A 7224-nucleotide genomic window follows, 5' to 3' on the forward strand; every position below is an offset into this window, starting at 1 on the left:
CGGCAGCTTTCACAGCCTTGCGAACCTGTACACCGGAGATGGTGTAAACGTTAACTTTGGCATTGTTGTCGACGATGACACCGCCTGCAATGCCTGTGGTGAGGCTGCCGCCGGTCAGTTCGATGAAGGCATCGCCGGTTTCGGTAGTTTCAACGTAGTTGATGTAACCGCTGTTACCGGGGATGTTACGGTTGGAACTGGAGGTAGACTTGATGTAGACTACACTGCCGTTGCGGAGGATACCCTTGCCGAATACGTCCAAACCGAGTTCCATATCACGTACAGTACCAGTGATAACTTCACCATCTTTATGGTTGACTTCAAATACGTAAGGAATGTTGTAAGGATCGTACATGTCGAGGTTCATCTTGTAGTTGGTTTGTTCTTCGCCTGTATAGAGGACGAATGGCGTGCCGGCAGCGATGATTTCACCCTCATTGATGGCCTTGAGCTCGAGTGTGGGGTTACCCTCGCCTTCAGCGGCTTTCTCGCCGAGCATGGTGTAAGCTTTGGCGTTTTCCTCCTCAACGTAGTATACACCGAAGGGGAGTGTCATGATCTGGTAACCGTCGCTTACAGTAGGCCAGGTGGCGAAGAGAGTTTCGATCTCTTCTTCGGGAGTGAATGCGTCTACTTCCTCAAACTTCACAACGGAATTGTCGTTGGCACCGACGGCATTCCAGGTCAGCACGCTGGTGAAGTTGTTGCCGGAGTAGTTGAGGTAAAGGTTGTCCTCGCCCGATTTACCGACGATGAAGTAGAAGCCGCGGGGTGACATGGCAGTCTGCAAGTTGATGAATGCCTGTGCTTCTGCATTGCGGAGGCTGGCACCGTTTCTGTTGTTGATAGTGTCGAGGTAGTAGCCGGTAGCCAGGTTGCGGAGAGAAATCTGACCGTTTTCGCAGGATTCAACTTTCCAGAGGTAGTTGAGGTTCTCGGAGGGGTCGATTGTGTGCAGGCTGTCCTGTATGTATTTCAGACCTGCAGTGCTGGCGTTACCGGTTGCGTAGATAAGGCTGTTCAGCACCATGGAGTCTCTGTGTTCATAAGTGTTCTTTTTGGCGAGGCCACCACGGAGGGCGTAAATCTTGCCTACTTCAGGATATACGAGAGTTTTCTTGAAGTTTTCAACGGCGGTTTCAAGGCGTGCAATCTTAGCTTTGATTTCTTCGAGTGTCACGAGGGTGCCGTTTTCTTTGGCTTCAGCCATCTCAGCCTCTACAGCCTGAATTGTAGCGTCGGCTTCGGCCTTGGCTGTGGCGGAGAACATACCGATTTCGGGTTCTTCGCTGATCATGCCGGCTGTTACGTAAGGTTTGAGCTGGTCCTTAACTTCGCTCAAAGCTGCGGTAACTTCATCGGCATCGGCAAATTCCTTGAGGAAGTCGTCGTAGGCCTTCTTGAGGTTGTCGATGATTTCGCGGGTAGCCTTGCCTTCATTATGGGCCTTCATGGCAATTGCCAGATTGTTGGCCAAAGCAGTGCGGACGGGTTCGCTTACAGAGGTGAAGGACAACGAGGCTTGTTCGTCAAACTTACCGCCATAAACGCGGAATTCGGCCAGTGTGAAGTAGGGTACTCCGTTCTTGTTGTTGGCAGAGCTGAGGATGCCTTTGGTGTCTACGCTCATGGTGCTTACAACCTCCATGCGGACATGGCGGTAAGGAGCACCGAGGTCAAAACCGGTCATGCCGCCGGCATTCTTAACGATAGAGTCTTCGATAACAACTTCACCGGTGAGGTCGCCGAGAGGATTGTGCTTGGAATAGTGGGTAGCCACGTTGTGCTTGAGTGTGTAAACGCCTTTGTAGTCCCACTTGCCGGTAGCGGCAGTCGTGTCGTTGGTAGCGTAGATGTTGACCTTAGTGGGCGAGAGGTTTTCGTTAGCCCAGTAGCGGCGGGCATATTTGAAGACAATTGTCTGCAGTTCTTCGCCGAGGTCGATGTCGAGGTGGTGGAGGTTACCGTTGTCAACAACGCTTGACCATGTGGAGTGGAAGTAGGTTTCGATATTGCCGTCCACAAGGTATGCCAATGAACCTTCGTTGGGTTCTACAGCATTTGATGTGAGCTGCTCTGCAGAAAGCACTTTACCGTCGGCCGGAGAGGTGAATACACCGTCGTTGGCTGTTTCGTCGCTGGTATAGATGCGTTCTTTGTTGTAAGAGGAAGATGCGGCGATGAAGAGGGGTTTCAACTCGTTGTTGAGAGCTTCCTGAGCGAGTTGGGCGTCAAAGCCTTTCACTACTTCTTCGTCAACGGAATAGAAGCGGAACTGGTCGCCCTCATCATCGGCAATGAAACCGTAGTAACCAACGTCATCGGCAGCGGTGTTATGGGTGTTCCAGGCCGTATTGGTATTGGTTGTGGGGATGATGTTGAAGTGGCCCTTATGGCTGGCATTGGTAGTGTTGGCATTGATGTAGTAGGCCGTGACAGGCTCTTCAGTCATGGGCACGGTGCCGGAAGCGGAAGAGTTGTAGGAAGCATACGTTTTGGTAACGTAGTTCTGGATGTAGAAGCCTTTACCGTTCTCTGCCTTGTGGAGTTGCCAAACGTATTTGGCATCGTTGAAAGTCAGTTCGGCGGGAATGCCGTCTGCTGCATATTGGCGAGTGATGCGCACTTTTTCTGCGTCGGCATAGTTACCGCTGTTCATACGCTTGCCCACGATGATGTAATACTGTCCGTCTTCAAACGTAACAACGCTGGCTTCGAGAGCCTCTTTGGCGTCATAAAGTTTCTGGTAAACGGCAGCGCAACTTTCATAAGTGGCGTTGGTGGCTCCTGACATTTCAAAAGCTTCAAACTCAGCCCAGGCTTCTGCCAACTTGTCTACCAAAGTCTTGTCGGGGTACATGCCGGGAGTGGTGCCGATGGCGTAGTCTTCGGGAGAGAAGCCGCTGGGGAACAGTTCGTTCCATACCATGGATTCCAAAGCCTCGAAGTATTCGTTTTCGGCATAAGGTTCGGCTGTCATGTAAGCCCAGAGGTTTGTGTCGCGATAAGTGGAGAAGTAACCTTTATACTGGTTCTCATAGCCGCACATGTAGTAATAGAGGTATGAGTTGTCATCTCCCAAAGTTTCGCTGATGTCGCACATGATCCAGCCGTGCTCATAGCCTTCAAAGGAGATGGTGGTACCGCCGCGGCCGATGTTGGCACGTGGGTTGTCTACTTGAGGCTCAAGCAGTTCTTCGCTGCCCGAAGCGGTTGTTCCGGGAGCATATCCGGCCGGATGCAACGCTGTGAACACGAATGCCTCTGCAGGATTGTTGGTCCAGGCAAAATTCGACTCATCTTTGATGCGCTTGAGATACAGACCGCTGGCTTCGTGTTTCAGGCGGTAAGTCTTGTGCGTTTCCTGAGTTTTCTCGTTCTCATGGGTACCGACTTCTTCAATGATGAAGAAAGCGTTGTCGCGAATGAGCGTGGAGGAGAAACTTGTCGTGTCTTGGGGGGTAACTTCCAAGTGCATGAAATCGGCTTCCGGTTCATGATAGATGGTACCGCCCGTCATACCTGTAGAGGTAAGAAGAATTTTTGTTCCGGACTCAATTTCTGTAATGCGGTCCACTGCGTGGTAAAGGCGGGGGAACGCATTTTCAGATTGCGCCCAGACTGTACCTAGGCTAAATAGAAAAGCCAGGCACAATGAAAAAAGTAGTCGTAACTTTTTCATAAAGCGTGAAAATGATTTTGATTAAGTTAATAAAAGATGTGAAATTTGTCTGTATCTGGAATGAGAGTATAGTGTCTTTCTGCTTGCAAATTTATATTTTTGTTTTTTATCGAAAAAATATATTGATGAATATTTTTGTGTTTTAATGAATGAGGGGGATGTCAGACGATTTATTTTTTGTATATAGAGTAAAGTGTACTGGGGATAATATTGGGTGTTCTTGTGCTGTTTCAGGATAGAGAAAACCTGTCAGTAATATGGCATTGGCAGGTGCTGATTGATGTTTATGGTGCTCTTGCCGGTACTTTATGGTGCCTGAGGGAATGAGGGTGTAGCCCGGAGAATGTTGATTGTCTCAGTTGTTGGGCGAGGATAGCTTGATTTTAACACAATTTGCTTTCCGCCGGAAAATTTAGTATCTTTGTAACAGCAAAGCGGGACTTCCAATCGGAAGTCCCGCTTTTTGCATGTTTTTTAGCTTTTTACAAACTGTTTTTTGACGTATTTCTGTAGAAAAATCTCCGTATCGCAATTTAAATTCCAAGTATTCTAGTTTAAATTCCAATAAGGACTTTTTCTTCCACACTACTTACAACCTTTATTTTAACACTCTGAAGTGTTGCGGAAAGTTAAATATGTTAAAGGCGTACACTCGGAAAAAGCGGGTGTTCTTTGAACAGCCTTTTTATTTTCTCTTGCGTGGCGAGGAGAGTATCTGCCCGTAATTTTCCTTGCTGCTGAGGAGTTCAACGGCTGCTTTTACGTCCTTGTCCGTTTTGAGCAGGTATCGCGCAGCCCCTTCGTCATAATAATAGGCTGCCACGATGGTCTGTTCGGCCAGCTTGAGAATCTCATTCTTCCAGTGCTCAAAATCAAAGTCTTCGTTGTGTGTCAGTTTGGCCTCAAGGGCATTGAATTCGGTCTGGGCTTCTTCGGCGTATCCCTCGCGCTGGGCCACCTTGCGCAGGGTTTCCAGCAGGCGGGCGCTCTGGCGGTCGTAAGTGAAATTCTTTTCTTTGAGGAAAGCCCGGAACTGTGCGTATTCGGTTTCCGTGAGGGAAAAATCTGTGGGTGAGGCTATGGTGTCGTGGGTGTTGCGATATCTCACGGCATAGTCGAACAGTTCATCGGAAGCGGCCAGATAAAGCAGGAGATTGGGCATGCTGTCGAGGGCCACTTCCACATCGGGAGCGATGCCTCCGCCGTCATACACGATGCGTCCGGCCGCCGTGGTGAACTCATCGGCCAGAGAGTCAGGCCGGTGGACAGGCCGTCCGTCCTCAAACTTGTAGGCCTGGATGCACCGGCCGCTGGGGATGTAGTATTTCGAGGTGGTCAGTTTCAGCATAGTGCCGTAGGGCAGTTCGCGCGGTTCCTGCACCAGTCCCTTGCCGTAAGTGCGGCGGCCCATAACAACGGCGCGGTCGTAGTCCTGAAGCGCGCCGGCAGTGATTTCGGCCGCTGAGGCTGTACCGAAGTCCGTGAGCACCACTACGGGCATTTCCAGATCCAGCGGCTCGGCCTGCGTCTTGTAGGTGGCGGTGGATTCCTTTACCTTTCCGCGTGTGCTGACTACTTCCTTTCCGCGCGGGATGAACAGGTTGACTAACTGTATGGCTTCGCCCATCAGGCCGCCTCCGTTGCCGCGTAAATCGAGAATGAGGCGTCTGGCCCCCTGCTGCTTGAGGGCAACCAGGGCCAGCCGTACGTCGCGCGCCGTGTTTTCCGTGAAGCCGTTCAGGGCTATATAGCCTGTGCTGTCGGTGAGCATTTCGCTGAGCGTCACACTGGGTATGGTGATGGTGCGCCGCGTAATTTTGAACGTCAGGGGCTTGTCCGTTCCCGGCCGTCGCACGCGTACCTCAAGGGTGGTCCCCGGCAAGCCGCGCAGCGCTTCGCTCACTGACGATGAGAAGTCGGCCGCTTCCTGTTTGTCAGTTTTGGCAAACTCCTTGCCGTCTATTGAGAGTATGATATCGCCAAGACGCAAGCCGGCTTCTGCCGCCGGCATGTCTCGGTAAGGGTCGGATATGATGCATCGGCCGAGATCATTGCGGAAACTGATAAGGGAACCTATGCCGGCGTATTTCCCCGTTGCCATCTGTTTGAGTTCCTCCGTATTGTCGTTGGAATAATAGGTTGTGTAGGGATCGAGCTGGGAGAGCATGTAGAGCAGCGCGTTCTCGATGTTCTTTTTGGCGTCGAGCGTGTCTACGTAATAGAGGTCCAGGTCGCGGTAAAGGCTGTTGAAGATGTCAAGGTGTTTCGATGTCTCAAAATTGTGTCGGCCGGTTGCGGACATCTTTTGGCCGTTGGCGGAGGCCGCCGATAGCGTCAGGAGAAAAAAAAGGACGTATTTCATTTGATAAAAACTGTAGTTGGGGATGTGTGGAACAACTTGGCCGGGAGTTTATCCTACCAGGGTGCGGATGCGCTCCCATGTTGTTTCGTCGAGTTTGGTTCCCACTATCTGTATGACTTCCGTGGCCAGTATCGTTCCGGTGGCCAGGCAGGAGTGGAGCGGCTTGCCGGCAGCGTGGGCGTAGAGGAAACCGGCCGCGAAGAAGTCGCCGGCTGCAGTCGTGTCCACCACTTTCTTTACGGGTAGGGCGGGCACTTCGGTTACGTTGCCGCCTGTTTGTGCCATGGCGCCGTCGGCGCCCGTCTTTACCACAGCTATGGAGCAGATGCCGGCCAGTTCGGCCATCGCCTCACGCGGCGCTTTTCCCGTAAAGGCGCGGGCTTCCTGCTCGTTGGCAAAAACAATGTCGGTCTTTTGTAGCAATTGGGCGAAGAAGTCGCGTTCTTCCTCCACAATGTTGTAGCTGGCCATGTCCAGACATACCATCAGGCCGGCTTCGTGCGCCATGTCCACCGTGCGTTCTATCAGCTCATGGTTTTGCACAAGATAGCCCTCTATATATAAATATGAGTATCCTTCCAGCCATTCTGGGCGTACATCGTCCGCGGTGAGTTCCGCCGCCGCACCGAGATAGGTGCCGAACGTGCGTTGTCCGTCCGGCGTTATGAATGTTGAGGCTACGCCCGTTGGCAGTTGGCTTCCGGCTATGTAGGTTTTTGCGCCGCTGCGCTCGAATGCCTCTGTGAAGAAGCGGCCGTTATCGTCGTCGGCCACCTTTCCTATCAGTCCCGTTTCCGCGCCCAGTTCAGCCAGTGCCAGAATGGTGTTGCAGGCCGATCCGCCTGTGGCCCGCTCTTGGTCTGTTTCGGCCATCCGGCGGCAAATGGCGTGGTAACGTTCTGTGTTGATAAGTTGCATGCTGCCCTTGGGCAGTTCCAGTTCCTGTAGAATATGGTCGTTATCCACCCGATAGAGGGCGTCGACGAGGGCATTCCCGATACCGATTACTTGTTTCATGAATATTTTTTTGTATTTTTCCTGCAAAGGTATTGTTTATTTCAAAAATAACCATTACTTTTGCATCGCAATTCAGCAGAAAAGATGAAGTTTTTAGCTTCGCAAACCTGCTTCAGTAGCTCAGTTGGTTAGAGCACCTGACTGTTAATCAGGGGGTCGTTGG

General features: G+C 51.4%; 2 protein-coding genes and 1 pseudogene. All 3 read right to left on the reverse strand.

The genetic code is table 11. The annotated features are described in order from the left end of the window. Positions 1-3577 (reverse strand): annotated as a pseudogene (locus C5S62_RS13225) (hypothetical protein); the annotation flags it as partial. A gap of 790 nt (positions 3578-4367) precedes the next feature. Next, positions 4368-6044 carry a S41 family peptidase gene (locus C5S62_RS13230; protein WP_104405787.1) on the reverse strand — a complete coding sequence of 559 codons (1677 nt, stop codon included), beginning with the start codon at positions 6042-6044 and terminating at the stop codon, positions 4368-4370. A 48-nt stretch (positions 6045-6092) separates the two neighbouring features. Continuing rightward, positions 6093-7061, reverse strand: coding sequence for an adenosine kinase (locus C5S62_RS13235; protein ID WP_104405788.1), 969 nt, complete (start codon positions 7059-7061; stop codon positions 6093-6095). Positions 7062-7224 lie beyond the last annotated feature (163 nt).

It is taken from the genome of Prevotella sp. MGM2 (genome assembly GCF_002933955.1).
GTDB lineage: Bacteria > Bacteroidota > Bacteroidia > Bacteroidales > Bacteroidaceae > Alloprevotella.